The sequence below is a fragment of the Rhizobium freirei PRF 81 genome (assembly GCF_000359745.1).
Classification (GTDB): Bacteria; Pseudomonadota; Alphaproteobacteria; order Rhizobiales; family Rhizobiaceae; genus Rhizobium; species Rhizobium freirei.
This window is the reverse complement of record NZ_AQHN01000054.1, coordinates 105,854-129,104: the sequence shown is the minus strand read 5'-3', so window position 1 is coordinate 129,104 and position 23,251 is coordinate 105,854. Positions and strand designations below refer to the sequence as shown.

The 23,251-nt window shown below is 61.5% G+C and carries 19 protein-coding genes; 11 read left to right on the top strand and 8 right to left on the bottom strand.

Going from position 1 to position 23,251, the window contains the following annotated elements; genetic code table 11:
* The first annotated feature begins 7 nt into the window (after positions 1–7).
* Entirely contained in the window at positions 8–1,048 is a 1,041-nt protein-coding gene (locus RHSP_RS09295; protein ID WP_004115321.1) for an LLM class flavin-dependent oxidoreductase, read from the top strand.
* 55 nt (positions 1,049–1,103) lie between these two features.
* On the opposite strand, the gene RHSP_RS09290 is transcribed toward RHSP_RS09295, so the two are convergent.
* Together RHSP_RS09290 and RHSP_RS09285 are read right to left on the bottom strand one after the other, a co-directional pair.
* Positions 1,104–1,523, bottom strand: coding sequence for a hypothetical protein (locus RHSP_RS09290; RefSeq protein WP_004115318.1), 420 nt, complete (start codon positions 1,521–1,523; stop codon positions 1,104–1,106).
* A gap of 10 nt (positions 1,524–1,533) precedes the next feature.
* Positions 1,534–2,706: an FAD-dependent oxidoreductase gene (locus RHSP_RS09285; RefSeq protein ID WP_037150778.1), complete on the bottom strand. Its 1,173-nt coding sequence runs from the start codon at positions 2,704–2,706 to the stop codon at positions 1,534–1,536.
* A 118-nt stretch (positions 2,707–2,824) separates the two neighbouring features.
* On the opposite strand from RHSP_RS09285, the gene RHSP_RS09280 reads away from it, so the two are divergent.
* Positions 2,825–3,619, top strand: a complete 795-nt coding sequence (locus RHSP_RS09280) for an AraC family transcriptional regulator (protein WP_004115315.1) — start codon at positions 2,825–2,827, stop codon at positions 3,617–3,619.
* 83 nt (positions 3,620–3,702) lie between these two features.
* On the opposite strand, the gene RHSP_RS09275 is transcribed toward RHSP_RS09280, so the two are convergent.
* From RHSP_RS09275 to RHSP_RS09250, 6 genes are all read right to left on the bottom strand, one after another.
* Positions 3,703–6,018, bottom strand: a complete 2,316-nt coding sequence (locus RHSP_RS09275; RefSeq protein ID WP_004115313.1) for a heavy metal translocating P-type ATPase — start codon at positions 6,016–6,018, stop codon at positions 3,703–3,705.
* A gap of 125 nt (positions 6,019–6,143) precedes the next feature.
* On the bottom strand, positions 6,144–7,340 hold the full coding sequence (locus tag RHSP_RS09270; protein WP_004115312.1) for a GGDEF domain-containing protein: 1,197 nt from the start codon (positions 7,338–7,340) through the stop codon (positions 6,144–6,146).
* Positions 7,341–7,530: 190 nt separating this feature from the next.
* A complete protein-coding gene (locus RHSP_RS09265; RefSeq protein WP_004115310.1) occupies positions 7,531–8,508 on the bottom strand; it encodes a zinc-binding dehydrogenase in 978 nt (325 codons plus the stop codon).
* Positions 8,509–8,550: 42 nt separating this feature from the next.
* Positions 8,551–9,153 carry a TetR/AcrR family transcriptional regulator gene (locus RHSP_RS09260; RefSeq protein WP_037150775.1) on the bottom strand — a complete coding sequence of 201 codons (603 nt, stop codon included), beginning with the start codon at positions 9,151–9,153 and terminating at the stop codon, positions 8,551–8,553.
* 56 nt (positions 9,154–9,209) lie between these two features.
* The gene (locus RHSP_RS09255) at positions 9,210–10,466 is read right to left on the bottom strand and encodes an arsenic transporter (protein WP_004115307.1); all 1,257 of its coding nucleotides are present in this window, start codon (positions 10,464–10,466) and stop codon (positions 9,210–9,212) included.
* 95 nt (positions 10,467–10,561) lie between these two features.
* Positions 10,562–10,996, bottom strand: a complete 435-nt coding sequence (locus RHSP_RS09250; RefSeq protein WP_004115305.1) for a universal stress protein — start codon at positions 10,994–10,996, stop codon at positions 10,562–10,564.
* Between the two features lie 756 nt (positions 10,997–11,752).
* Here RHSP_RS09250 and cydD point away from each other — a divergent pair.
* The 9 genes from cydD (at position 11,753) to RHSP_RS09205 (ending at position 23,199) form a co-directional block, all read left to right on the top strand.
* On the top strand, positions 11,753–13,477 hold the full coding sequence (gene cydD / locus RHSP_RS09245; RefSeq protein ID WP_081615304.1) for a thiol reductant ABC exporter subunit CydD: 1,725 nt from the start codon (positions 11,753–11,755) through the stop codon (positions 13,475–13,477).
* Positions 13,474–15,165 (top strand): thiol reductant ABC exporter subunit CydC, encoded by a 1,692-nt coding sequence (gene cydC, locus RHSP_RS09240; RefSeq protein WP_004115301.1) that lies wholly within the window; start codon positions 13,474–13,476, stop codon positions 15,163–15,165. Before cydD ends, cydC begins: the two co-directional genes overlap by 4 nt.
* Before the next feature lie 78 nt (positions 15,166–15,243).
* Positions 15,244–16,842, top strand: a complete 1,599-nt coding sequence (locus RHSP_RS09235) for a cytochrome ubiquinol oxidase subunit I (protein WP_037150773.1) — start codon at positions 15,244–15,246, stop codon at positions 16,840–16,842.
* Between the two features lie 5 nt (positions 16,843–16,847).
* Positions 16,848–18,002, top strand: a complete 1,155-nt coding sequence (gene cydB / locus RHSP_RS09230; RefSeq protein WP_004115296.1) for a cytochrome d ubiquinol oxidase subunit II — start codon at positions 16,848–16,850, stop codon at positions 18,000–18,002.
* Between the two features lie 18 nt (positions 18,003–18,020).
* Positions 18,021–18,146, top strand: a complete 126-nt coding sequence (cydX, locus tag RHSP_RS33530; RefSeq protein WP_004115294.1) for a cytochrome bd-I oxidase subunit CydX — start codon at positions 18,021–18,023, stop codon at positions 18,144–18,146.
* A 259-nt stretch (positions 18,147–18,405) separates the two neighbouring features.
* Positions 18,406–19,809 carry an aminotransferase-like domain-containing protein gene (locus tag RHSP_RS09220; RefSeq protein WP_004115290.1) on the top strand — a complete coding sequence of 468 codons (1,404 nt, stop codon included), beginning with the start codon at positions 18,406–18,408 and terminating at the stop codon, positions 19,807–19,809.
* A gap of 190 nt (positions 19,810–19,999) precedes the next feature.
* Positions 20,000–20,404, top strand: coding sequence for a DUF983 domain-containing protein (locus tag RHSP_RS09215; protein ID WP_004115288.1), 405 nt, complete (start codon positions 20,000–20,002; stop codon positions 20,402–20,404).
* A 619-nt stretch (positions 20,405–21,023) separates the two neighbouring features.
* Positions 21,024–21,908 carry an AraC family transcriptional regulator gene (locus tag RHSP_RS09210; RefSeq protein WP_004115285.1) on the top strand — a complete coding sequence of 295 codons (885 nt, stop codon included), beginning with the start codon at positions 21,024–21,026 and terminating at the stop codon, positions 21,906–21,908.
* A gap of 205 nt (positions 21,909–22,113) precedes the next feature.
* Entirely contained in the window at positions 22,114–23,199 is a 1,086-nt protein-coding gene (locus RHSP_RS09205) for an ABC transporter substrate-binding protein (protein WP_037150769.1), read from the top strand.
* Positions 23,200–23,251 lie beyond the last annotated feature (52 nt).

The following is a 23,251-nucleotide window of genomic DNA, read 5'->3' as shown; positions in this document are numbered from 1 at the left end:
CAGTGCGATGAGCCATCCCGCCCCATCGATCAGCCATATCGGCTTCCTCACGCCGGGCAACTACCCCGATGAGGATCCTTTAGTCGGCCTTGAACAGACCCTTCAGCTTCTGGAGCATGGCGAGCTGACAGGGTTCGATAGCGCCTGGGTTCGACAGCGGCATCTCGAACCAGGTATTTCCTCGGCGAGCGCCTTTCTCGCGGCGGCAACGCAGCGCACGCGCCACATCGAGCTTGGCACCGCCGTCATTCCGATCGGCTACGAAAGCCCCTATCGGCTTGCGGAGGATCTTGCGACGGTGGATGTCCTTTCGCGCGAACGGCTGAATATCGGGCTGAGCGCGGGGCGTCCCTTGCATGCCGACCTCATCGGTCCGCTCGCGTTCGATGGCGATTGGGAGAACCATGATTTCTCCCATCAGAGGGTGCTGAGGTTCGCCGATAATCTTCGGGGGGCTTATGTCGGCGATCAGCATACGGTCATCAAGACGCCCTTCGGCCCGCAGCGCCCGCGGCTTCAGCCCTACGCAAAAGGACTGATCGACCGCATCTGGTATGGCGGCGGATCGCTGCGCTCGGCCGAATGGGCCGGCCGCAACGGCTTCAATCTTCTGATCGGCAATGTGACGACCGGTGAGGAGACCGACGATTTCTTCGTGGCCCAATCCCGGCAACTCGACGCCTACCGTGCCTCCGGCGGCGATGCGAGGCGGGTGGCGCTCGGCCGCGTCATCGTGCCGTTCGACAGCGCCGATGCCGTGACGCGTAAGCGCTACACGGATTATGCCGCAGGCCGCTATGAGCGCACGCTTTCGCCGCAAGGCGAGCGGCGAACGCTCTTTGCCCGCGATCTTGTCGGCACGTCGGACGAAATTCTCGAACGTCTATATGCGGATCCGATCCTGCCCTATGTCAGTGAATTTCGACTGGAGCTGCCCTATGAGTTTCACGACGAGGAATACCGGCAGATCCTCCATGACTTCGTGACGAAGATAGCGCCGGAACTGGGATGGACGGCTGCGCCGCTCTGGCGTCGCTCCGCATCATGACGATCGCAAAGGCCGCACGCCTTTGGGGGCGAGTATATCGCCGAGCGGGCAGAGATCAGCTATCCGCACCGCCTTCCTTTCCCTGGAGGATTTGCACGGCGAGTTCGAAAGCCTCCTGTTGTGAGGCAACGATCTCCATCCTTGTGCCGAACGCTTTGGTCGCGAGGCTCATCTGCACCTGGATCGCCGCCCGCTTGATGGCGCTGGCCTCGATCCCGATGACGGCCCTGCAGACCGTAACGAGAGCCGTCTTGTTCCTCTTGAGCCAGATGCCTCTCGCCTTGCGATCCTCGTGGTCCTCGTCCGGTTGACCACCCTCCATGATCACGACGAAGGGCATGGAGATGGCGAGGAGGGAATCCATCTCCCGTTCCCATTGTTCCGCATAGCCCGGCCGTACAGACCCGGCGCTCTGACGGACGATCGGCCACAGGGAAACGTCGTGAAAGGTGAAGGTGGTTGCGTCGATTGTCATGGTCTTTTCCTCAGGCGAGATTTTCGAATAGCATCGCAGCGCCACGTTCGGAGGCGGCGATCGCGCGGGTGGCCCGCTCACGCATGTTGGCCTCGTAGTCGAGCAACGCGACATTCACCGGTTGCGCCCTGGTGTTGCCGAGAGTTTCTGAGAGCACGCGGGCATCTTCGAGCGCCGTGTTTGCCCCAAGCCCGCCGGCGGGGCTCATGGCGTGGATCGCATCCCCCAGAAGCGTGACCGGGCCAAATGGCCATAAAACCTCTGGACGGCCGCTGCGGATGGGCAGCGCGGCCACGGCTGAGGGCTCGCTTCGGCTGATGACCTGCCTGAGATCCGGGTGCCAGCCGCGCATTGCCGTTCGCAATAGGATCGGCAGGTCCTGTACATGATCGTATTCCTCAAAGCCGAACCGTTGGCGAGGGCCGATCAGCGCCCAATAGAGGTAATCGACCATTGGCGTGAGATTGCAATCCGGAGCGAAACGAGCGGCAAGACTGGGAAAATCCTCCTGGAAACGCATAGGATCGAAGATCGCAGTGCAACCATCGGCAAATACAACGGTGGTGCCGTCGCAGAAATGGTCGGAACCGGCCGCCAGCGGCAGCTCGATCTTGCCGTAGAGGCATATCGACCCCGTATCCGTGGGCACGGCATAGGGTGCCAGCTGCTGACGTACCTGCGAATTCACACCGTCCGCGCCGACCAGCAGGCTGCAGGATATCGGCGGCAGACCTTCGAATGAGGCTTCCACGGAGGCGTCATCCATGCAGCGGTAGAAGGTGAAGCCATGTCCGAAATGAACGTGTTCCTCTATTCCCGTTAGCAGGATTTCACGCAGGGTCTGGCGGTTGACGCTCAGGTCGCCCGCATCCTCCTCTTCGTCCGTATCCCAGCTCTCCGGCGTGCGCCCCGTGACGGGCAAGAGTTGCGGTGTCAGGAAGCGTCCGGCCGACGGGCTGACCGAGGCTGTCGCTCTAAACAGGCCGAAGAGCCCGGGAGGCAAGCAGGCGGACAGTGCCCTTTGCCCGCCGGCGTCTATCCGGATGCGATATCCCGGGACGCGGCTATCGGGCGCCGCATCGCGCTCGTAAACATCGAAACCGATACCGGCACGCTTCAATCCCTGTGCAAGGCACGGGCCCCCAAGGCCTGCGCCGACGATGATGACTTGAAAGTCTCGCATGAAAATCTTCTGTTCTGCCCTGTTGCCGATTTCAAAACCGAGCGGAACGATAGCGCAGGGGCACCCGGACGTGATAACGACATTCGGACGAAGAATATCGCAAAGCGGCCAAACGACTATGGACCTCGAAGACTTCGACGATCGCGCCGACGGACCGCCCCTCATCGCCTTTTGGGGGTCGGATGAACCCGGCAGCGCCTTTCGCCTCGGGACGCAGGAGTATGATTGGCATTCCCATGCGCGCGGGCAGCTCTTCTGCATCGAGAGCGGCCTTGTGCATATGCGCACGCCGGAGGGCTCCTGGCTGTTGCCGCCGCAGCGGGCCGGCTGGCTTCCGCCCAATGTGATGCACAAGGCGAGCATCAATGGCGTGCTGAGCGGCTGGGGCATCTTCCTGACCCCGGATGCCAGTGCCAGCCTGCCGAAAAGCCCATGCGTACTGAGTGTCAGCGATGTGTTGCGCGCACTCGTGCGCAGAGCGACGACCTGGCGTTGGGAGGAGAAGCTCTCGCCGCAACAGCGCCGTCTTGCGGCCGTTTTGCTGGATGAGGTTCGCGCAGCGCCGACCGAGAGTCTGCATCTGCCCATGCCGGCCGACCGGCGCGTCCTTCGTATCGCCGAGACCGTGCTGCGGGATCCTGCGTGCGAGCAGACATTTCATGCGCTGGCACAGCAGGCCGGCATTTCCGAGCGATCGGCGCGGCGTCTGTTCCATGCGGAAGCCGGCATGTCCTTCGCAAATTGGCGGCAGCAGGCGCGATTGCTGCTTGCGCTCGAACATCTGACCGCCGGTAGCACGATCATCGAGGTGGCCGAAAGCCTGGGCTATGCGAGCGCGAGCAGCTTCATTGCGATGTTCAAAAAGGCATTTGGTTTGTCACCGCGTCGCTATCTTTCCGTAAGAACGAGCTGAAGCGGACGGTACATCGCATTCAACCGACATAGCAACGGGCGCCGAATATCGTTCGGCGCCCGCTGGTGGTCTCTCTTCTGTCTTCAGGCCGCTATCTGCCGGCGCTTGCCGCCGAGCAGGCGCAGGGCGTTCATGGTGACCAGCACGGTTGCTCCGGTATCGGCAAGGATCGCAGGCCAGAGGCCGGTGATGCCGATGATGGTGGTGACCAGGAAGACGCCTTTGAGGCCGAGCGCGATCGTGATGTTCTGGCCGATATTGCTCATCGTCCGTTTCGAAAGGTCGATCATTTCGATGACGTCGCCGACACGGCCATGCAGCACCGCGGCGTCAGCAGTTTCGAGTGCAACATCCGTTCCGCCGCCCATGGCGATCCCGACATCGGCGGCGGCCAGTGCAGGCGCATCGTTGATGCCGTCGCCGACCTTGGCGACGCGAAGGCCTTGGCGTTTCAACTCGCCGACGATGCGCTGCTTATCCTCGGGCAGCAATTCCGCCCGAACCTCGATGCCGAGGGTCTTGCCGATCGCTTGCGCGGTCCGCTTGTTGTCGCCGGTCAGCATGATCGTCTTGATGCCGGCATCCGTGAGCGCCTTCAGGCCCGCCGCAGTATCGGCGCGCGGTTCGTCGCGCATTGCCAGCAGCCCGGCAACGCTTCCCTTGGCGAGAAGAACGGAAACCGTCTTTCCCTCGTCGTTGAGCGCAGCGATCCGTGCGGACTGTTCCGGCGCAAGCGAAACCTTGTCGGCTGCGGCCTGCGGCGAGCCGAAGAAAACTTCAAGGCCATCGACCGTGCCGCTGACGCCCTTGCCGCCGATCGCCTTCGCATCGAGGATCGATGGGACTTCGATACCATCTGCAGAAGCGCGATCGAGGATCGCTCGGGCGAGGGGATGGCTGGAGCCGGTTTCAAGGGCTGCTGCCAGGCGCAGCACTTCAGCATCAGCCGTGCCGAGGCCGACGAGATCGGTGACCTTGGGCTTGCCTTCCGTCAGCGTGCCCGTCTTGTCGAAAGCAACAGCCGTCACCTTGCCGATATTTTCCAGTACGGCTCCACCCTTGAGTAGCAGGCCGCGTCTGGCGCCAGAAGACAGGGAGGCCGCGATTGCCGCCGGCGTCGAAATGACCAGGGCGCAGGGGCAGCCGATTAGCAGGATCGCCAGACCCTTATAGACCCATTCGCCCCAGGCGCCGCCCAGAAACAGCGGAGGGATGATGGCGACGAGCGCGCCAACCACCACGACGCCGGGTGTATAATAGCGCGAGAAGCGGTCGATGAAGCGCTCGGTCGGCGCCTTCGATTCCTGCGCCTCCTCCACCAGCTTGACGACGCGTGCGATTGTGTTGTCGGCGGCTGCGGCCGTGACACGGACGCGCAGCGCCGCATCGCCGTTGACGGTGCCTGCAAAGACGACAGAGCCGGCGCCCTTGCGAACGGGCGTGCTCTCGCCGGTGACGGGTGCTTCGTCGATCGCGCTTTCGCCGGACGCGATCACGCCATCGGCAGAGATACGATCACCAGGGCGCACGAGAATGATGGCGCCGACCGGCAGGCTCTCTGCCTGCACCTCACTGATCTTGCCGTCTTTTTCGACAAGAGCCGTCTTCGGCACCAGGTCGGTCAGCGATTGAATGCTGGCCCGCGCCTTGCTCGCCGCGACACCTTCCAGCAGCTCGCCGATCAGGAACAGAAAGACGACGGCCGCTGCCTCTTCGCTGGCGCCGATGATGACGGCGCCGATCGCGGCTACCGTCATCAGCATCTCGATCGAGAAAGGCGTTCCGGCAATTGCGGCCATGAATGCGCGCCGGGCAATCGGAATAAGGCCGACCAGCATGGCGACGGTGAAGATCCAGGCATCCAGTTCCGGGACCATCTTGCCGATAGCCCAGGCCGCTGCAACGGCCACACCGCTGGCGATGGTCAGGCGACCCTTGGCAGATTTCCACCATGGACCGCTGGTCGGTCCGTGATCGTGACCATGGAGACCGGCGACGACTTCGACCTGCGCCTTGTGGCTATGCCCTGCATGATCGTGTCGATGACCGCCGGATCCATTGTCATGGTCGTGCCCTTCGTGGTCATGGTCATGCGACGAATGATCATGATGGTCGTGACCGCAGCCGCAGGCATGGCTTTCGTCTTCGGTCTTGGCTATCGGTGCGCTGCTTTGCGGAAGCGGAATGACTTTATAGCCCAATCCTGTAACGCGCTTGGCGATGGCCGGGGCGAGGGCTTCGTCGCCCTGGTGCTTGACCGTCATCGTGCCAGCAGTGACCGAGACGGAGACGTCTTCGACCCCCTGCAGGCGGCGAACGGCTGTGTCGATCTTCGCAGCGCAGGACGCGCAGTCCATGCCCTCAACGCGATAGCGGCTCTGTTGTGTTGTCGAAGTCATGTTCAGGTTCCGATTTCGATGTCGGAGCCATTGCTACATCCTCTAGCCACTAGAGGGACAAGAGCAGTTTTGCAGATTTTTGCGGATCGCGCTCACAAGTGGCGGCAGTTCGATGAAACCCTATGCTACCCTGGCATTCCGGCTTCGCATTGCAGCTGTCTCGTGGAGGCGCGACCCACGGTCACCGTGTTTCGTCCGACCCGTTTCGCCTCGTAAAGCGCGGCGTCGGCGCTCTTCAGGAGATCCTCGAGCGTGTCTTGCGAGGGCTTGCCGCATGTTACGCCAAGGCTGGCCGTGACATGACCGTCGAGGCCGCGATGGCGAATTGCGAGGGCTTCGATGGAGCGCCGCGTTCTTTCGGCGATGGCGAAGGCCACTTCGCAATTGGTATCGGGCAGCAAGACGAGGATTTCCTCACCGCCAAAGCGGAAGGATGTCCCATTGGCTCCGATCTCCCGGGAGATGCACTGGCAAACGGCGCGAATGCATTCGTCGCCCTCGACATGCCCATGGACATCGTTGAACAGTTTGAATCTGTCGATATCGAGCATGATGACGGCAACCGACGCAACTTCGCCATTCGCACGCCAGATCGACGAGCGCACGCGGTCGAGGGAGTGGCGATTGAAGAGGCCGGTGAGCTCGTCCCGTTCCGACTTCTGCTCCAGCTGGGTATGCAGCAGGGTGCCACGAAGCTGGTTGAGGAAGTTCAGCCGGTCCTTATGTTCCGCAAAATAGGCGCTGAGGACCAGAAAGATCGTGAGCGTGACATAGAAGGTGATGATGCCGGTATAGACGACATCGTCGAAGGCGCCGCTGAGCTTCGTGGTCGTGAACTGTACGGCGCACATCAAGACGAGCCCGATGAGAATCGTAGGGAAGCGAGGGCTGAGCGCGATGACGAAGAACAGAAAGGCCGCGACATTGCCGTTCTGGTAGACGAAAAGATACGGGCTGCCGCTGTGCATGGCGACCGACATGGGCAGGGAGACGCCGAGCACAGCCACGCAGATTGCGAGAAGATCGTAATTGAACGCACTCGGCCAGCGTTTCAATGCCACGACGCTAAACAGCGCGAAGGGGGTAAAGATTCCAAAACGAACCAGCAATAGCTGTGAAAAGACATTCGCCATCATGGTACGGTCGCCGAAATAGACCAGATCGTAGATCAGCGTGCCGACCACGGCCCAGATCGGCGCCAGTCTCACCCGGTTTGCCGCATAATCCTGCAGGAAGAGCTTTTCGATCGCCGGCTGGAAACGAAGGAACCGAAATCCGTTGCGGATTTGGCGGTTAACTTCTTCCAATGTCACGGCGTCCACCGATATCGCTCCGAACTGATGAGGCAGATTTGTGCTTGATAAAGCAAAAGTCTGATCAGGATCTAAAGAACGCGGACGCCAGTGCAGCCATATGCGTGCCGGGTCGGCAAAACACTTTGGAGGCACGCGCCTTGGACCGCCTGGCGCCTGCGGCGGAGGCGGCCCCTGATAGGGCGCGTGTCGGTATCGATTACGGCTTCAGCAGCACCTTGCCTGCCTTGCCGGGTGCCAGCGAGGATTTTACCGCCTGGGCGATCTCCGTCATGTCATAGGCCGCTTCCACCGGCAGCTTGACGTCGCCGGAGGCAACGCGCGTGATGAGTTCGCCGATCAGCCGCCGCCGCTCCTCGGTGGGCATGGCGGCGCTGATCTTGCTGCCCCAGAAGCCCTTGATGGTGAGCTGCTTGAAAATGACCGAGCCCGACGCGATCTGCATCGGCTTGCCGGCCGCAGTGCCAAAGGAGACCAGAAGCCCGTTTTCGCCCAGAAGGTCGGCAAGGTCGTTGCTTGCGACGCCCCCAACGGAATCGACGGCAGCCCGGATCGGAGCGTCGTCAACCAAGGCACGCACTTTGGCCTTCCAATCCGGGGATGCCGTCGAGACGGCGTTTTCGATGCCAAATACAGCCAGTTCCTCGACGCCGGCGTCGCGCCGTACGAGATTGATCGCATGCACGCCGCGGCTATGCGCGAGCATGGCAAGGGTCTTGCCGACGGCGCCGTTCGCTGCGTTCTGGATGATCCAGTCGCCCTTCTCGACATTGAGGAATTCGAGGAGCGCAATGGCACTGAACGGCATGGCGATAAGCTGTGCTGCGGCTTCGTCGGTGATCGCATCGGGCACGGGAACGAGGCTTGCAGCGGGCGCGATGAACTGTTCGGCCCAGGTGCCGTGAACGCCGGCTGCAACGACGCGTTTGCCGATGAGCGCGCTATCGACGCCAGCGCCGGCGGCATCGACGATCCCGACCGCCTCGCTGCCGCCGATCGCCGGCAGGACCGGCTTGTAGCCATAGGCGCCACGGACGGTCCAGAGGTCGTGATTGTGGATGGGCGACAGAATCGTGCGGATCCGCACCTGTCCGGCGACCGGCTGCGGCAAAGGCATCTCGGCAAGACGAAGAACTGCAGCCGGGTCGCCGAAGACTTCGTGAATGGCGCTACGCATCATGGTTTCCTTGCGTGTTTGATGTGCTTGTGCTGGCTTTGCTCAAAGGCTGCCGGGGGCGGAAAGGGCCTGCTCGGTGGCAAACATGGCTTGATCGAGCGGTGTCTTGTCTTTTCCAAGTTTGGCGAGGATCGCCGCGCCGAGCCAAAGGCTGTAGAGCGAGCGGGCCATCTTCTCCGGGACGCAGGAAGGGGCGATCGAGCCGTCTTCGCGACCCTCGGTCAGGGTGGTGGCAATGCGCCGAAGGAGATCGTCGACACCGCCGAGCAGGATGACGCGCATGCTTTCGGAAAGGTCGGAGATTTCGGCGGCGAGTTTCACCACGAGGCATCGATCGGCAAGACTGCTGGCATTGCCGTCGGCAAGCCATGCGTTCCAGTAATGCATCAACCGCTGCCGGCCGGTTCCCTTCCAGCCGAAAAGCGTATCGAGGCGTTGTGCGTAGTCGGCGCAATATTCCTTGAGCAGGGCGCAGCCGAACGCCTCCTTGGAAGCAAAATAATAATAGAAAGATCCTTTCGGAACGGCACTTTGTTCGAGCAGTTCCTTGAGCCCAACGCCGCCGAAACCCTTGCGCAGCACGAGCTCTCGCCCGATCTCGAGGATATGGGTGCGTGTCAGATCGGATTTCTTTCTGGTCGCCATGGCCGTCCGATAACAAATAATCGACCGGTCGTCTACAAGGCGGTCGTTCTTTCTCGCTATGTCAGCGAAAGGGCCGCCAGCGAGAGGATCAGCGCCGGGAGCATGACAACGGCGCCGAGTTTCAGGAAGGCCCAGGCGCCCATATGCAGACCTTCGCGGCGCAGGGCGGCAAGCCATAGAATGGTGGCGAGCGAACCGGTGACGGAGAGGTTGGGGCCGAGATCGACGCCGATCAGCACGGCCCCGGCAACGGCATCGGGAACATGCGCCGCCTGTACCGCGCTGCCGGCGAAGAGGCCGGCCGGCAGGTTGTTGACGAGGTTGGAGACGATCGCGACCGAAAGTCCGGACACTCCGACCGCCTGCATTTGCGAGTGGGCGGCCAGCAACGCCAGCCGCTCGGATAAAAGAGCGGTGAAACCGGTGTGATTGACTGCTTCGACGATGACGAACAGGCCGGCGACCAGCGGCAATACGCTCCAGCTTATGCCGCGCATGGTTTCGATCGGGCTTTGCCGTGTCAGCGCAAGGACGATGATGGTCGTGAAAACGCCCGCGGCGAAGGTCGGGATGCCGAGATCCAGATGCATGGCCGACGCGCCGATCAGGATCAGCGCCGTCACTAGAAGTCCCCATCCAGCGAGCTTGGCGCTGTGCGAAAGGGCGGGCTCTTCGACATTGCGCGCGATCGTGTCTTTCGCGAGCGCATGTCTTTGCGTCCAATAGAGGCAAGCGAAGGTGACAACGATCGAAACGATCGAAGGCAGCAGGAACGTTGCCATCCAGCGGGACAGCGCCGGCATTTCACCGCCGGCGAAAATCACCAGGTTCGCCGGGTTGGAGATCGGCAGCACGAAACTGGCGGCATTGGCGATAAAAGCGCAGACCAGCAGATAGGGCATTGGGTCCTTGACCCTGGCTGCGCGGCAAGCCGCATAGACGGCCGGGGTGAGAACGACGGCCGTGGCGTCGTTCGACAGAAACACCGTCACCACTACGCCGACGATATAGACGAGCAGAAACAGCCGGCGAGGCGATCCCTTGGCGTGAGAAGTGGCGATTGCCGCCACCCAGTCGAACAGGCCCTCCTTGCGGGCAAGCTCCGACAGAAGCATCATGCCGATGAGGAACAGATAGACATCGAAGCCTTTGGATATGCCCGCCCAGATATCAGCGGGGCCGATCAGCCGGAAGGCAAGCAGAAGAGCTGCTCCGAAAACGGCCCAGACCGCTTCCGGCCATCGGAACGGGCGCGCGACGACACCTAGGGCAGTCAGCCCGGCGATACCCCAGGTAATGGCGGATTCGGTCATTCAACTCGTCTTGAAGGCGGGATGGAGGCGGATATGTAGCATTCTCGCATGGCAAAGCAAGCGCCCAGACGGCGCTCGGCTCATTGTGCTCCTTGCTACTTCTTGTCCGCCGCGATCGATCTTTCCGCCCGATCGACGAGAACGGAACATTCCGCATGCCGAATGACATATTCCGTCGTCGAGCCGAAAATCCGATCGAAGATATCCGAAGCGTGTGTTGCCAGCACGATCAGGTCCGCCTTCTTCTCCTTGGCGACAAGCAGGAGGGTTTTCGATGCGGTGCCGTTCCGCACATCGATAGTGGCGTCGATGCCGAGACGCCTGCACAGCGCTTCGAGCTTTTCCTCTGCCTCGCCGATCATGGATACGGCCCGCTCATCCGGGTTGGCGTGTCCGGACGGAAAAAGTTCGATAACGTGCACCACGCTCAGTTCGCCGCCGGGCGTCAGGAGCGCGTGGGAGGTGCGCAGCAAATGCTCGGCGCGCTCGCGGGATCCTAATCCGATCGCACATATAATCCTGTCATACATCTCAATCTCCTTAAGCCCGTCAATGCCCGCACAATCTGCCACGTCCGGTTACGATCTCAGGCTGTATTTGTCCGGGCAAGTATACACAAGTATACGTCTGTCCGGCACTTCGACAACGCGTCTGCCCGTCAAGTTTCGTCGCTTGCGTGACATAAGCCATGGGCGCTCGAAACTGGCTTGACTGGCGCTTGCCGCCGCCCACCGTACCTCGACGACAATTATGGCCGTGGGGGAGCGATTCGGCGATCCCCGCCCGGATCAGCGGTGCGAGCCATGCGTAGAGAGTCTAGCCAAGCGCAAGGCAAGGCACTTGAATGGTGGAAAATGTTGCGACGCAAAAGCAATTTGATCATCGAAGCGATCGGCGCATCGACCCCATAGCTGGGTAGAATTGGCACTTTAGAGGCCCGACTATGGGCGTCTGCGTCAATCTGCCATGGTTTTGGACGTGCCTGCGACATCCTGTGTGCTTTTGCGCAGCGCACAATGTGCATAGAACCATGTCGCGAATAGCTTGCGAAGAAATCAACCCTTCGGCGAGGCCGGCTATGCTATTCTTGTCGCTGACAAGAGGTGAAAAGCCGGTCATATTAGCGCTCCGGTGCGGTCGATTGCGGCAAGTGTGTTCCAGGTTCGGCGCGGGATAGATGTATCTGCGATGCAGATCATTCAGCGTCCATCCACCGACGGGCCTTCCTTGATGACGCGAATTGGAAAGGATGGGCCAAGGTGAGTGCTTCCTCCGCCAGCGACGGGATGTTGGAGCGACGTGAGGTTCTGGGATCGAGCACGTCGCAAGGCGCAGATGCTCGCCAGGCCGCGTCTCGCCGGCCCGCCGGACGAAATGCGGGTTTGGGTCTTGCGTCGGCTATCCTCTGTCTTTCCTCTCTGATGTGGATCGGCCAGGCCGCCATGCTGGCAATCGGCGTAGGTGCGATCAGCAATGGCGGGGGGCTGGCCGATGTCGCCGTCGCCGCCGCGATCGTTGCGGCTCTCGGCATTCTCCGCGCGGCCCTGGATGCCGCAGGCGGCCGCCTGGCGTTTCATGCGGCTCGGCGGGAACTGAGTGTGCATCGCTCCGCCGCGACAGCGGTGCTCGCCAAGCGCTCTCCCATCGATAGCGGCAGGTCGGCCTCCGGCTTGGCAGCAAGCGTGCTGGGGGAACAGGCCGAGGCGATCGTTCCCTATCTCGCACGCTTCCGTCCTGCCCGGATGAAGGCAAGCGTGGTGCCGCTGGTCATGCTCCTGTGCATCCTGCCGATTTCCTGGGTCGCGGCGTTGGTTCTGGCTTTCTGCGCACCGCTAATCCCGATTTTCATGGCGCTGATCGGATGGCGTGCCAAGGAAGCCAGCGAAAAGCATCTCGCAGAAACAGGCGGTATCAACGCCTTCCTGCTCGACCGGCTGCGCGGCCTTGCGACCATCCGCGCGCTCGATGCGGTTGATGCGACGGTGCTGCGGCTGCGGGCGGACGCCGAGTCGCTGCGGTTTCGCACCATGGCCGTGCTGAGGATCGCCTTTCTCTCGTCGGCCGTGCTCGAATTCTTTGCCGCCCTCGGCGTCGCCGCCACGGCCGTCTATGTGGGCTTCAGCCTGCTCGGATCGATCGAGGTCGGCACCTGGGAGGGCCGTTTGACGCTTCCCCAGGGGCTCTTCATCCTTTTGCTCGCTCCCGCCTTCTTCGAACCACTGCGCGAATTGTCGGCCGTTTGGCATGACCGCGCTTCCGGCGAGGCCGCACTTGCGGCGCTGAAGGAGCTTGCGGCGGCGCAAAACACCATTCTCGGTGGCGGCGATGCGAAGCCATGCCCGTCGGCTGGTCCTGCTTCGATCGAGATCGAGGGTCTCGTTTTCCGCCACGGGCTGGAGCGCAAACCCGTCGTCGATCATCTCGATCTTTCGGTCGCGCCGGGAGAGCACGTAGCGCTTTGGGGTGCCAGCGGTTGCGGCAAGACGACCATCCTGTCGCTGATAGCCGGATTGGCGCGGCACGAGGCGGGCGTGGTGCGTATCGGCGGCATGCCGCTGCGCGATGACACGGCGGATGGCCTACGCCGCCGCATGGCCTGGATCGGCCAGTCGCCGCATGTCTTTGCCGGCAGCGTCAAGCGCAACGTTGCGCTCGGGCGCAGCGGCATCGACAGTAATACGGTTGCCGGCGCGCTTGGCAGCGTTGCGCTCGATCAGTTTTTTACGTCCGAGCGGGTGGCGGCGGTCGGGGAAGGCGGGCTTGGCCTTTCCGGCGGCGAAGCGCTGCGTTTGGCGCTGGCCCGAATGATGGTCGATGAACAGGCCGACATCATTCTCGCGGACGAACCGACCGCCCATCTCGATGCACAGACCGCATCTGCCGTAACGGATGCGCTGCTTGCACTCGCCAAGGGACGCATCCTCATCGTCGCAACGCATGATCCCGTGCTGGCCGGACGCCTGGACCGCATCGTCCGCCTGGATGCCCCGACCCGGAGAGCGGCGGCATGAGGGGTTCGCTGAAAACGCTTCTTCCGGTGATCAAGCTGTTTTGGATCGAGCGTGGAGCAAGCCTTGCGCTCGGCGCCGGTCTTTCGGCCTTGGCGATGCTGGCCGGCGGCGGTTTGCTCGGGCTGTCCGGCTGGTTTATCACCGCTTCGGCCTTTGCCGGCCTGACGGCTGCAAGCGCTATAGTCTTCGACGTCTTTGTTCCTTCTGCAGGCATACGCCTGTTTGCGATCGGGCGCACGGCGGCTCGCTATGGCGAAAGGATCGTTACCCATGATGCGACGCTCAAGGTGCTCGCGGCGCTGCGCGAACGGCTGTTTCGCGGCTGGGCGGAGCCTGCCGCCGCCGCGATGATGATCCGCCGGCCGGCAAAGCTGCTGTTTCGGCTGACGAACGACGTTGATGCGCTCGATTCGCTTTACCTGCGTGTACTGGTGCCGGCCGTCGTCGCCGTCCTGGCGGCCTTTGCCGTCACCATCGCACTTAGTTTTATCAACCCGATCCTTGGCGGCCTTGCCGGATTGTGGCTCGTGGTCATCTGCGTTGGTCTTTCGTTTGTCGCCGGACGAATGGCTTTGAAGCCGGGGCGGCGGCGTGCCCATGCGATGGAGGCCCTGCGGGCCAGGAGTATCGATCTCGTTGCCGGCCAGACGGAACTGGCAATGGTCGGCCAGTTGCGGGCGCAGCGGAGGGCCGTTGCCGAAGCGGATAGACGCCTGGCGCAGGCGGATGATGACCTGAATAGAATAGACAGCATCGCCGCGGCCGGCTTCTCGCTGGCTTCCACATTGCTGCTGACCACCACTTTGTTGATCGTCGCCTGGCTCACCAAACAGGGAACGATCGGTGCACCCGCGGCAGCCTTCGCGTTGCTTGTCGCCTTCGCCGCCACGGAACCATTCGCTGCGATGCGACGTGGGACGCTGGAATTTGGGCGAACTCTGCTGGCGGCCAGGCGCATTGCGCCCCGGCTGAAGCCCGATGCTGCGGTGCGGGTAATTGCCAGACCGGATGCCGGCTATGCCTTCCAGCTTACGAATGCCTTTGCGGGATATGAAGATGACACGCGGTCGATCCTGCAAGGCCTGTCCTTCTCGCTGGCCGTTGGCGGGCGGTTGGCTGTCGTCGGCCCTAGCGGCGTCGGAAAATCGACATTGCTTGCGCTGCTGGCCGGTGAAATCGCCACAGCGGATGGATCGGCCGCCTGTCTGCCGGCTGCAAGGCTGACGCAGCGCAGCGAGCTGTTTCAAGACACGGTGCGCGGCAACCTGCAGCTGGCAGCGCCGGACGCAGACGATAATCGCTTGCGCGAGGCGTTGGCGACCGCTGGGCTCGTCCATGACATCGAAGGCTTGCCGCACGGTCTTTCGACGCGGCTTGGCGAGGGCGGAGCTGGTCTGTCCGGCGGCCAATTACGCCGTTTGGCGCTCGCGAGGCTGCTGTTGCGCGACACGCCGCTGTGGCTGCTCGACGAGCCGACGGAAGGCCTCGATGCGGATACCGCCCGCGCCGTGCTCGAAAGGCTGGCGTTGGCAGCAGGCGGACGCAGCCTTGTCATAGCCACCCATATCCGTCGCGAGGCCGCTTTGGCCGACCGTATCTTGCTTCTCGACGGCGGTAGCATCGTCGCCGACACGCTGCGCGGCACTCTTGAATTCGAAATGCTCCTCGATCGGCTTCGGCCCGACTGAGGAGTGAGCAGCATGCCCGCGGCGCGTCGAATGGCGCCGCATTCCCGTCAGACACACCGTAGGGGTGGGAGAAAGACTATGGAACTCGATATCGTGGCGCTGTCGCGCCTGCAGTTTGCCATGACGGCGCTGTATCATTTCTTGTTCGTGCCGCTGACGCTCGGCCTGTCCGTGCTGCTTGCCATCATGGAAACGACCTATGTCATGACCGGCCGCCAGATATGGCGGCAAATGACGAAGTTCTGGGGGACGCTCTTCGGCATCAATTTCGTCCTCGGGGTCGCCACCGGCCTTGTGATGGAATTCCAGTTCGGCATGAACTGGAGCTACTACAGCTATTATGTCGGCGATATTTTCGGCGCGCCCCTGGCGATCGAAGGTCTGATGGCCTTCTTCCTGGAGGCGACTTTCGTCGGCCTGTTCTTCTTCGGCTGGGATCGGCTGTCGAAGGTCGGGCATCTGGTCGCCACCTGGGCGGTTGCGCTCGGCTCGAACTTCTCGGCGCTCTGGATCCTGATCGCCAATGGCTGGATGCAGAACCCGGTGGGTTCGGCGCTCAACCCGCAGACCACGCGCATGGAGATCGTCAGCTTCTTCGATGTCGTCTTCAACCCGGTGGCACAGGCGAAATTCGTCCATACCGTTTCTGCCGGCTACGTCTGTGCCTCCGTCTTCGTTCTCGGCGTCTCTGCCTGGTATCTTCTCAAGGGCCGTAGCGTCGAGCTGGCGAAGCGGTCGATGACGGTTGCAGCCTCCTTCGGCCTCGCCTCGGCGCTGTCTGTGGTCGTGCTCGGCGACGAGAGCGGCTACCTGACGACGGAACATCAGAAAATGAAGCTCGCCGCGATCGAGGGCATGTGGAAGACCGAGCCGGCGCCGGCCGCCTTCACCGCCTTCGGCTTCCCGGATCAGCAGGCGCGCGAAACCCATTATGCCGTGCATATTCCATGGGTCATGGGCCTGATCGGCACCCGGTCGCTGACGACCGAGATCCCCGGCATCGACAAGCTCGAAGCGGAAGCCAAGGACAATATCCGCCAGGGTATCAAGGCCTATGATGCGCTGACGAAGATCCGCGCGGCAAAGCAGGCAGCGCCCAACTCGACGTCACAGGATGTCGCCGCCGAGGCGCGCTCCTCTTTCGAGGATATCGGCCATCAGCTCGGCTATGCGCTGCTGCTCAAGCGCTATGTCAACGATCCACGTCAGGCGACCGAAGAGCAGATCGCACAGGCCGCGCGCGACACCATTCCGCATGTGCCGACGCTCTTCTGGTCCTTCCGGACCATGGTCGGGCTCGGCATGTTCTTCATCCTGCTGATGACGGTGTTCTTCTGGCTCTCGGCGCGGCGGAAGCTTGACCGATATCCTCTGCTGCTCAGGATTGCTGTCCTTGCGATCCCGCTGCCCTGGGTCGCGATCGAGCTCGGCTGGGTGGTTGCCGAATTCGGTCGCCAGCCTTGGGTCATTGAAGGCGTGCTGCCGACGGCGGCGGCCGTCTCCAATCTCGGCGCCGGCACCGTGCTCCTGACCATTCTCGGCTTTGCGACACTCTACACCGCCCTCATCGTCATCGAGATGACGCTGATGATCAAGGCGATCCGCAAGGGGCCGGGACCGGACGAAGAGCCCGAGGCCAAGCTGATTTCCGAAAACCTCGTTCCGGCTGCGGAGTGACTACCATGATCCTGCATGAATTGATCGACTACGAGACCCTGCGCATCATCTGGTGGCTGCTGCTCGGCGTGCTGCTGATCGGCTTTGCCGTGACCGATGGTTTCGACCTCGGCGTCGGCACGCTTCTTCCCTTTGTCGCCAAGACGGATACGGAGCGCCGCATCGCCATCAACTCGATCGGCCCGACCTGGGAAGGCAATCAGGTCTGGCTGATCCTCGGCGGCGGCGCCATCTTCGCCGCCTGGCCGCCGCTCTATGCGGTCGCCTTCTCAGGCTTCTATCTCGCCATGTTTGCCATCCTGTTCGCGCTGATCCTGCGGCCTGTGGCGTTCAAATATCGCTCCAAGCGCGATAGCGCTGCATGGAAGGCCGGCTGGGACTGGGCGCTGTTCATCGGCGGTTTCGTTCCCTCGCTGATCTTCGGCGTGGCGGTCGGCAATGTGCTGCAGGGCGTGCCGTTCCGCTTCGACGACGACATGCGCATCTATTACGAAGGATCCTTCTTCGCGCTGCTGAACCCTTATGCGCTTCTCTGCGGCCTTCTATCGGTTGCCATGCTGGTCATGCACGGCGCGGCCTGGCTCCAGGTCAAGGCCGAAGGGATCGTTGCGGAGCGTGCCCGTCGCTATGGCAGCCTTGCCGCGCTCATCGTGATCGCGCTCTTTGCCCTTGGCGGTCTCATTCTCTGGATGGGGATCGACGGCTACCGTATTTCCAGCGCCATCGACACGGCCGGACCTTCCAATCCGCTGTTGAAGACGGCCGAGCACAGCCATGGGGCCTGGCTTGTCAATTATGGCGCGCATCCCTGGATGGTGATCGCGCCGGTTCTCGGCTTTGTCGGCGCGGCAACGGCCTTGCTCGCCACGCTGGGCCGGCGTGAGATTGCAGTGCTGCTGTCCAGCAAGCTCGCCATCTTCGGCATCATCTCGACGGTGGGTTTGTCGATGTTTCCCTTCATCCTGCCATCGTCCTTGGACCCGCGGTCCAGCCTGACGGTGTGGGATGCGTCGTCCAGTCACATGACTCTGTTCATCATGCTCGTCGTCACCATCATCTTCCTGCCGATCGTGATCGCCTACACCGCCTGGGTCTATCGGGTGCTATGGGGCAAGGTCGATGCGGAGATGGTCAACGACAAGGGCGGCCACGCCTACTAACCTTCAAGGAGATTTCGCATGTGGTACTTCGCCTGGCTCCTCGGTTTCCCGCTGGCCGCGGCTTTCGCCGTCCTCAATGCCATGTGGTACGAGCTCGTCGACGATCAAGCCAAAGAGAAGGCTGCCCGCAAGCAGGGGAAATGATTTCTGCTGCCGGCCTTGCTTGAGAATACGACACGCCGCTTTTCCCCGGCGTGTCGTCTTGTTCAAGCTCTCAGATTAGGACAATCAATCCCGGATTGGCTGCATTCAATTTTCGCCAGCGCGACCTCTGCCGCGGAAAATGGTCGTGCCGTGATCAAACTGCAGATGGCATTTTATATGACTTGAGCGGTGTGCAACAATATACCATCAATGTTGGATAGGTTTCATTCCCGTCCGATCCCGATTCCGGAGCATTGAAATGAAGAACTGGCATCCCGACCTCAGCCGTTCCGCAAATCCCCGCTATATCGCCATCGCCGACTTGATCGAGATGGATTTGCGCAGCGGCGTCCTGGTTGCCGGCGACAGGCTGCCGCCGCAGCGCGAGCTTGCCAAACGCCTCGGTGTCGATTTCACCACGGTGGCGCGGGGCTATGTCGAAGCCCAGAAGCGCGGGCTGGTGGACTCGCATGTCGGTCGCGGTACCTTCGTGACCGGTAGCACTGGCGCGGAGCGCGGCGGTTTCGTTTCCGATCTGACGCCCGATCCGCGCCGCGCATCGGCAGTCGACTTCTCGATGAATTTGCCACCTGATGTCACGGATCCGGAGATCATCGCCCGTATGCGCGAAGGTATGTCGGCCGTGGCGGCCAATCTCGTTTCGCTGCTGCGCTATCAGGATTTTGGCGGCTCGGGCATGGACAGGGAGGCCGCCGCCGTCTGGCTCGGTCGCCGCGGTCTGACGCCGCCGCCGGAGCGTATTTTCATCACGCCAGGAGCGCATCCGACGTTGCTTGCGATTTTCGGCTTGCTCGCAAGGCCGGGTGACGTGGTGCTTTCCGAAAATGTCACCTATGCCGGCATGCGTTCGATCGCCGCGCAACTGCGTCTCAATCTTGTCGGCCTGGCGATGGACGAGCAGGGCATTTTGCCGGATGCCTTTGCCGCGGCCTGTGAAAAGACGCGCCCGAAGGCGCTTTACCTCAATCCGACACTGCAAAATCCACTGACATTGACCATTCCGGAGGGGCGTCGACGGGAGATTGCCGCGGTTGCACGTCGATATCAGGTGCCCATCGTGGAGGACGATGCCTATGGATTTATTCCTTCGCATGGGCCGCAGCCGATTGCGGCGATCGCTCCGGATCTGACCTGGCATATTGGAGGCCTTGCCAAATGCATCGGAGCAGGCCTCCGTCTCGCCTGTACGGTTGTGCCGGAAGGCAAGGCGGTCTGGCCATTCGTCAGCGCCATGCGGACCGGCAATGTTATGGCGTCGCCCGTTACTATGGCGCTGGCGACGCGCTGGATTGAAGATGGCACGGCCGATGCTATCCTGCGTTTCATAAGGACGGAGGCTGCGGTGCGGCAGTCGATGGTCGCAAGCGCATTTCCAGCCGGCAGCTATCAGGCCGATCCGATCAGCTTCAATATTTGGCTGCCGCTGACCGATGGCTGGACCCGATCTACCTTCTCCAACCATGTACGCAATTCGGGCATTGGCGTCGTGGCAAGCGACGCCTTTACCGTCGAGGGTCCTGCACCCGAGGCCGTCCGGATTTGCCTCGGTGGGCCTATTGGCCGCGACAGGCTGAAAGGTGCTCTGGACTTCATGGCGCATGCGCTGGAAGGCCCACCGGAGATGGCCGCCTCCGTCTTCTAGGTGCTACGACGTTCGGCGCTCATATTGTATGCATAATGACTGCATTTCTGCATCGACACATCTGGTCTTAATCTGCTGCGTCATTCTGGCGAATGGACTCGCATATTGCTTCTATTGTATCTATATTGAATGCAAGCAATATGACCATTGAATGCATCTTCGATGGTCTTCATTTGAAAGCGAGATCGCCATGGATACCGACTATCCTCCGCTAAGCCCGTTGCAGACCGGCCTTCGCTGCCGTTGCCCGCGCTGCGGCCAGGGGCGCATGTTCGATGGATTTCTGACTTTGCGCAAACAATGCGAGGCATGTGGCTTGGACTATTCCTTCGCCGATCCGGCCGATGGACCCGCATTCTTCGTCATCTGCTTTGCCTGTATTCCAAGCGTCCTGCTCGGTGTCTGGCTGGAGGTTGCGTTCTCCGCTCCGGTCTGGGTTCAGTTCCTGGTGACGGGGCCGTTCATGCTGGCGACCTGCATTCCACCGTTGCGGCCGCTCAAAGGCTGGTTGGTTGCGAGCCAATATTTCTACAAGGCCGAGGAAGGCAAGCTCGTCCGCCTGCCGGAAACCGGGGCGCCGCACTCAGCGAGCTAAGGTCTGTGGGGATTCATCTTGAATTGATGACGGCTGCGGCGAGATGGATGATGGCACCACTCATACCGTATGGATGGGAATGTGATGACCGAAGTTGGATTCGACGATGGTTTGAACAAAAAATGAAGCTGCTGAAGCAGCAGTTTTGAGGTGGTGCTCCTCACGATAGATAGTGTCAAGTAATAGCCTGGAAATATTCAAAATGGTGGATTGGTTCCCTATAGTCTTCATTCTGTTCAAGGTTCTCGTGTTAGGCACGGGCATGTTCTTCGCCATCAAGTGGCATCACGATCAAGGGAAGAAGAAATAACGAAACCAGCGGACCGATACTGGCGGCTGACCAGCGGTGCGTCGGCTGTAGGTCCTCGTCAGTTCCAGGCCGAACTCTCTGCGCTCTGCGCCGGATATCAATGCTTCCGCATCGCAGTGCCCATCCCGCACTGCACATTCGACCAAATAAGCCGCCCCTCTTGTCAAAAAAGTATTGGTTGAGCGTACAAGGCGTAGTAGCGGCAGGGTGCTGCAAGGCGTAGATTTGGCCTCATAGAAGACGTTATGGCCTCTGGGAGGAGGCGCCGCAGCCCTAGTAGCGTGCGGACGGGCGAAAGGAGGCTGGCTGATGAATCCCGATTTGGAAGTGGTTGCGATCGGCAGCGGCGAGTCCTTCAAGGCCTGGGAACACGGCTATCCCTATCGCACGGTCCGCTGGCACTTTCATCCCGAGTACGAGATCCATCATGTGGTGGCGACGACCGGCCAGTATTTCATCGGCGACTTCATCGGTGAGTTCGAACCGGGCAATCTGGTCCTGACAGGTCCCAACCTGCCACATAACTGGGTGAGTGATGTGCCGGCCGGTGTCACGCTTCCCCTGCGTTGCCGCGTTCTGCAATTTTCCGAATCCTTCCTGGCGGAGGCGAGCCGTGTCTTTCCGGAGCTGTCGGCTTGCGCGCCCATGTTGGAAACGAGCCGCCGAGGCGCACTCTTCACGCCTGAAACCGCTGCTATCGTTGGTCCCATCCTCGGTGAACTGGTCGAGGCGACGGGTATTCGCCGCATCGAACGCTTCATGAGCGTTCTCAGTGCAATGAGCAATGCTCAGGGTACGTGCACGCTCGCGAGCGCCGGCTATCAGCCGGACCCCTCCGGCTTCATGTCAGCGGGCGTCAACCAGGCGCTGGCTTACATCAATGCGCATCTGACCGAGCCGTTCAGTGAAGGCGATCTTGCTGACCTCACCGGCCAGAGCCCGAGCGCCTTTTCGCGCAGCTTTCGCCGCCATACCGGCATGGCGCTGGTGCAATACGTCAATCGACTGCGCGTCAACTTCGCCTGTCATCTGCTGATGAGCAAGGCTGAGATGACGATCACCGACATCTGCTTTGCAGCAGGCTTCAACAATATCTCGAACTTCAATCGGCGTTTTCTGGATCAGAAGGGCATGGCGCCCTCCCGGTTCAGATCGCTATTGGCACAGCACGCACGCGCGGTGGAGGCCGCCTAGCAAAAGGGAGGGCAGGGAGGAGAGACAGAATTCAGGGCAAGCGAACGGGCAGGCATTTTTGCCGCTCGAATGAGAAGGCTTGTCCAAAATTTACCGCCGCCTCGGTCTGGCGACCGTTCCCGGCGACGCATCAAACAAGAGCATCGCGTGCGGACAGCCGTGATGATCGAGGGAAACCATTACCATTTGGAACGGAGAAATTCCAATGCACCATTTCGCACTGAAAATCGCCGGCGCAGCCGCGCTTGCCGCTGGCCTTCTGGCCGGCACCTCCGCCTTTGCGCAATCCGCCAAGGTGACTGACGCGACCGTGGCCTTCCTGATGCCCGATCAGAGTTCCACTCGCTATGAAGAGCATGATTTCCCTGGCTTCCAGGCCGAGATGAAGAAGCTCTGCGCCGGCTGCAAGGTCATCTATCAGAATGCCAACGGCGACGCCTCGCGTCAGCAGCAGCAGTTCAACTCGGCGATCTCGCAGGGCGCGAAGGCAATCGTGCTCGATCCGGTGGATTCGACGGCCGCCGCCTCGCTGGTGAAGCTCGCGCAGAGCCAGGGCGTGAAGGTCATAGCCTATGACCGTCCGATCCCGTCGGCTGCTGCCGACTACTATGTCTCGTTCAACAATGAAGAGATCGGCAAGATGATCGCCAAGTCGCTGGTCGATCACCTGAAAGCGAAAGGTGTGAAGGCTGGCGACGGCGGTCTCCTTGAAATCAACGGTTCGCCGACCGATGCTGCCGCCGGCCTGATCAAGAAGGGTATCCATGCCGGTCTCGCCGAAGGCGGCTATCCGGTGCTGGCGGAATTCGACACGCCGGAATGGGCGCCGCCGAAGGCGCAGCAATGGGCAAGCGGCCAGATCACCCGTTTCGGCAAGAAGATCCTCGGCGTCGTCGCCGCCAATGACGGTACGGGTGGTGCCGCCGTCGCGGCCTTCAAGGCTGCCGGCTTCGATCCGGTGCCACCGGTGACGGGTAACGACGCGACCATCGCCGGCCTGCAGCTCATCATTTCCGGCGACCAGTATAATACCATCTCCAAGCCGAGCGAGATCGTGGCAGCTGCAGCAGCCAATGTCGCGATCGAGTTGCTCTCCGGCTCGGCACCGAAGGCCGACACGAAGCTCTTCGATACGCCGACCAAGCTTTTCACGCCAGCATTGGTCACGTCTGAAAACCTCAAGGCCGAGATCATCGACAAGGCCGTCAATGGCAAGCCGATCCAGACGTCGGACCAGCTCTGCATCGACCGCTATGCCGACGGCTGCAAGAAGCTTGGCATCGGCAGCTGAGTTCTGCTCTTTCTCTGAACCCGGCCGCTTCGGCGGCCGGAAACCAAACGCA

Coding starts and splice junctions, on each gene's coding strand:
- RHSP_RS09260 (WP_037150775.1), bottom strand. CDS start 9,153: ATGGCGACCAGAAAGAAATCCGATCTGACACGCACCCATATCCTCGAG.
- RHSP_RS09220 (WP_004115290.1), top strand. CDS start 18,406: ATGAAGAACTGGCATCCCGACCTCAGCCGTTCCGCAAATCCCCGCTAT.
- RHSP_RS09235 (WP_037150773.1), top strand. CDS start 15,244: ATGGAACTCGATATCGTGGCGCTGTCGCGCCTGCAGTTTGCCATGACG.
- RHSP_RS09285 (WP_037150778.1), bottom strand. CDS start 2,706: ATGCGAGACTTTCAAGTCATCATCGTCGGCGCAGGCCTTGGGGGCCCG.
- RHSP_RS09205 (WP_037150769.1), top strand. CDS start 22,114: ATGCACCATTTCGCACTGAAAATCGCCGGCGCAGCCGCGCTTGCCGCT.
- RHSP_RS09295 (WP_004115321.1), top strand. CDS start 8: ATGAGCCATCCCGCCCCATCGATCAGCCATATCGGCTTCCTCACGCCG.
- RHSP_RS09290 (WP_004115318.1), bottom strand. CDS start 1,523: ATGACAATCGACGCAACCACCTTCACCTTTCACGACGTTTCCCTGTGG.
- RHSP_RS09275 (WP_004115313.1), bottom strand. CDS start 6,018: ATGACTTCGACAACACAACAGAGCCGCTATCGCGTTGAGGGCATGGAC.
- RHSP_RS09250 (WP_004115305.1), bottom strand. CDS start 10,996: ATGTATGACAGGATTATATGTGCGATCGGATTAGGATCCCGCGAGCGC.
- cydD (WP_081615304.1), top strand. CDS start 11,753: ATGTTGGAGCGACGTGAGGTTCTGGGATCGAGCACGTCGCAAGGCGCA.
- cydX (WP_004115294.1), top strand. CDS start 18,021: ATGTGGTACTTCGCCTGGCTCCTCGGTTTCCCGCTGGCCGCGGCTTTC.
- RHSP_RS09210 (WP_004115285.1), top strand. CDS start 21,024: ATGAATCCCGATTTGGAAGTGGTTGCGATCGGCAGCGGCGAGTCCTTC.
- RHSP_RS09265 (WP_004115310.1), bottom strand. CDS start 8,508: ATGCGTAGCGCCATTCACGAAGTCTTCGGCGACCCGGCTGCAGTTCTT.
- RHSP_RS09255 (WP_004115307.1), bottom strand. CDS start 10,466: ATGACCGAATCCGCCATTACCTGGGGTATCGCCGGGCTGACTGCCCTA.
- cydB (WP_004115296.1), top strand. CDS start 16,848: ATGATCCTGCATGAATTGATCGACTACGAGACCCTGCGCATCATCTGG.
- cydC (WP_004115301.1), top strand. CDS start 13,474: ATGAGGGGTTCGCTGAAAACGCTTCTTCCGGTGATCAAGCTGTTTTGG.
- RHSP_RS09215 (WP_004115288.1), top strand. CDS start 20,000: ATGGATACCGACTATCCTCCGCTAAGCCCGTTGCAGACCGGCCTTCGC.
- RHSP_RS09280 (WP_004115315.1), top strand. CDS start 2,825: ATGGACCTCGAAGACTTCGACGATCGCGCCGACGGACCGCCCCTCATC.